The organism is Pseudomonas agronomica (assembly GCF_025917275.1).
GTDB lineage: Bacteria > Pseudomonadota > Gammaproteobacteria > Pseudomonadales > Pseudomonadaceae > Aquipseudomonas > Aquipseudomonas agronomica.
In genome coordinates, this window is record NZ_JAOSHO010000484.1 from 1 (window position 1) to 3,699 (window position 3,699).

The 3,699-nt window shown below is 60.0% G+C and carries 3 protein-coding genes; all 3 read right to left on the reverse strand.

Annotated features, from left to right (window positions below):
- Positions 1-56 precede the first annotated feature (56 nt).
- Positions 57-2,213 (reverse strand): glycosyltransferase, encoded by a 2,157-nt coding sequence (locus tag OC610_RS23100; RefSeq protein ID WP_264431113.1) that lies wholly within the window; start codon positions 2,211-2,213, stop codon positions 57-59.
- On the reverse strand, positions 2,206-2,892 hold the full coding sequence (locus OC610_RS23105) for a 2OG-Fe(II) oxygenase (protein ID WP_264431115.1): 687 nt from the start codon (positions 2,890-2,892) through the stop codon (positions 2,206-2,208). The genes OC610_RS23100 and OC610_RS23105 overlap by 8 nt, the downstream gene beginning before the upstream one ends.
- Positions 2,893-2,953: 61 nt before the next feature.
- Positions 2,954-3,699 (reverse strand): polysaccharide pyruvyl transferase family protein (locus tag OC610_RS23110; RefSeq protein ID WP_264431117.1); only part of this gene is annotated, 746 nt, incomplete at its 5' end.

Consider the following 3,699-nt stretch of genomic DNA (forward strand, 5'->3'; position numbering starts at 1 on the left):
TTCGCGAGCAGGCTCGCTCCCACCAAAAGGTGCCGCGAACCGCCATTGCCTCCCACCTAGCCCTTCTCCACGCCAGGCGCCTGCCGTTGAACATGGGCCTGCCAAGCGCCCCATTTGCTTTCGAAGTACGCCTGGTTTTTATCCCAGAGCGCCTGATATTCGCCGCTGGCGATCAGTTTCCGGAACGATGCCTGCCCATAATGATGGATAAACGAATCTTCGGCGCACACAGTCCGGTAGCCGGCCGCCTGCACGCGACGGCTGTAGTCATCGTCCTCGAACAGGCCGATCCCGAATGCCTCATCCAGATACCCCACTTCTTCGAGGATGCCTCGGCGAAAGGCGACACAAAACATCGCGAGCATCTGGATATCGAATGACCGTCCCTTGTGGGCTCCGGTATAGCGGTCTGCAAACGCTTGCATCTGTTGGATGTCGGTGTAGGAAATTTCGATTTTCGCTTCGTTGCCGACCGCATTCGTGACCGGTCCAACCAAGCCGATACTCGGCTCTCTCAAATGCATGACCAGCGGATCCAGCCAGCCGCCAGGCACGATCGTGTCGTTATTGAGCAGCAGCAGGATGTCACCATCGGCTTCACGCAACCCTTGGTTGTTGGCCGTCGCAAAGCCACGGTTGTCCGGGTTGAGAATGACCTTCACGGTCGGCACCTCGTTGCGCAGGCGCTCAAGGTAATCAGCCGTGCCATCCTGCGAGCCATTGTCAACGACAATGAGCTGGTAATTGGGCCAGGTGGTATTGCGCAGGACGCTGTTTATGCATTGAATCGTCAGGCTGAGATTGTTGTACGTCACAAGCACGATGGAGACTTTTTCGTACAGCCCGGCGATCGCCCGTTGCAGGCTATTGAATCGGTCCTTCCAATCATTGGCCCGGGCCAGTTCCACGCGTCGTTTGTACAAGGCCAGGTCGCGCTCGGCCAAGGCTCGCTCAATCTGCTCGATGAACTCATCGATTCCGGTTGCAAAGTACAGCAAGTCCTCATAGATGCTCATCTCCGCCAAAGGCGTGGAGATCACGGGTTTGCCTGCACTGATGTACTCGTAGAACTTCACCGGATCGACCGCATGCGTCACGTTGTAAAGCCTGAAGGGAATCAGGCAGGCGTCGAAGTGATCCAGGTAAAGCGGCATCTGCGCGTAAGGCTTGCAGCCCAGCAATTGAACGTTGGGCTTGTGCTCGAGGCCCGCCAGATCGTCGACGAAAATGTCCCCCACCAGAATGAAGTTCCACTCGGGTCGCCGGTCCGCCAACGCCGCCAGCAATGGATAGTCGAGCCATTGCGCCAGGGCGCCGTAGTAACCAATGACCGGACCGACAAGGCCACTCAGCAAATCATTGGCGAAACAGTGCTGCCGGAAAAAATCGAAATCCACCGCGTTGCGCACCAGCATGCAGCGTGGGTTGTGGGCGCACCATTTCTGGTAAAGCAGCGCGGCGGATACGGTGACCAGATCCGCCTGCACAACCAGGGCCTTCTCCTCATTCAGCAATTGTTCGCCGATGTTAGGAAAACCATCCCAGTCATCCATGCAGTCGTAGTGCACGCGCCAGCCATGCAGCGCACGCAGGCTGAGGGCCACGGGGCTCCAGTAAGCGATATGCACCACCGAGAGGGCGGTTCTGATCTGCATGTCGGCGACCAACGCGGCCAGGGCATGCAGCAGGGCCTGATGATTCTCAGGCGTGACAACCTTCTCGTAATACGCCGCTTGCGCCTCGCGTTGCAGCGCCACTTCAAAGATATTGGGTGCTACCCACGTCAGTCGATAAAGCTGTCCCTCCTCCGGCAGGCTGGAGGGCACGATATAAAAAACCCGATGACCATTGCTCGCAAACTGAGCCATCAATTGCTGCGGTCGCTGGAAGCGTGCGGCCCAATCTATATTGGCGAAGCAGAGAATATCCAGGCGCCCTTTCGTGGCGAAATCAGCTTCCACACCAGGGCTCGGCAACGGCTGCGGCGCTGCTGGGTAGGCCGTCGCGGCGGCCGGTTCGGGCAATTCATGCGTGGCGCCAAAACCATAACGCATCACCCGTAAAAGCGCGCGCAGTGGCCGGGTGAAACGCCACGAACGGGTGTTCTGCAGGAAGTCCACCTTTGCCAGGGCGATATCGCGCTCGCTGATGGCCGCGTCTCTTTGAGCCAAGGCGGCGTCACGGTCGATCAAGTTGCTGTCGATCTTAAGCACGTGGGTATCCATGCAACGGCGTGTCGTCGCCCGCCGGCCACATCGAACTGAGGGAACCCGGTCGATAGAACGTTGCCGTCAGGCTTCGGCGGGAAGAACGGCAGCCGCTCACCACGGGCGTGACGGCATGCCAGGAATTATCCGAACGCACCAGGATCGCCGAGTTGCCCACCAAGGGCTCGATCTCGGCCGCCACGGCGCTGGGATCGTTGCCGCGCAGGATGCTCAGGCACCCGCCGTCGTTGCGATCCCAGGACTCATTGAAATAAAGGATATGGGTGACCAGTTTGTCCGGCAGGTCCGGATGGGCCCCCAGGCTCGCGCCGGGGCCGTAATGAAAGACGTTGACCTCCATCGGCACGCTGCGCAGGTCGATCCCGGTCATTTGCGACATGGCCTCTCGATAGCCCGCCGAGCCCAGGTCCTGCGCCAGTCTCAACCACGCCTCGCTCAGTTCTTCGGGGAACGCGATGGCACGGGTGCCCATGCTCACCAGGGCGCGGGCCTCATAGTCATAGTTCTTCTCTCCGCCATAACCACTCACCGTCTTGAAGTGATCATGGGGAAAGGACGTCGCCAACGCGGCGGCATCCTCGGGCGAATACAGGCCGCCGATTTCGGCCCATGAGAACGGGTGAGCCTTGAGCGCCGCAGGCGTGAGACGAGAGAGATCTAGCATTGTCTGTTCTTGTTCACTGTGAGGTTTCTGATACCACGGGCGATGGAGCGCAGTGGCGCGGTCATTCGGAACGAGTTGGAGTTCTGCAACTCAAGCATTCTGGCATCAATGATGGCCAGTTGCTGGCTGAGCTGGACAATCCGTTGCTGCTGAGCAAGGTTGGGTGGCGGCTCGAGGGTGCCTGGCTCCGGCACGACGGGCCTGATCGACGATTCAGCCAGCGCTGGCTCCCCCCCTCGGCCGCGGCTTCGAGCAGATTGGGCAGGTGTTGCAGGAACGCTCCCAATACCGGCTGGGATGAGGTTTTACCCTGGCGAATAATCGCCGCGACCCGATCCCAATGATCGACCAACTGATCCGCCGCTGCTTGCGCCGCCGGCGTTGGGCGGGTCTTGCCCAAGCGCGCGACGAACCATTGCGGGTCGATTGTCGCCGGGTCCGGCAACGCATGAAGCGAGTCGAATCCAGCCAGCGCCGTGTACTTGCCGGTGGTCAGGTCTGCCGAGCAAAACACCGGGACACCAAACGCCAGGGCGGTGATTGCCAGGTGGTAGCTGTGGCCGATCACCGCTTGTGCCTGGCTGATGATTTCCGCCATCAGCAACGGTTCCGGCCAGAACGACAACGTGATGGCCCCGGGCAGACGCCCGGCGATGACCGACGGATCGTCGCCCAGCACGGGGCCTATCGGGACCACCAGGAACTGATAATCCTGGAACGCCTCGGGGTGGTTTTCGAACAGTTTCATGAATGACTCCACGACATGAATGGCGTGGATCACGATGTACGGCCCAGTCAGCCCGGCGT

Excerpts from the sequence above, each read along its gene's own strand:
- OC610_RS23105 (WP_264431115.1), bottom strand. The coding sequence starts at position 2,892 with ATGCTAGATCTCTCTCGTCTCACGCCTGCGGCGCTCAAGGCTCACCCG.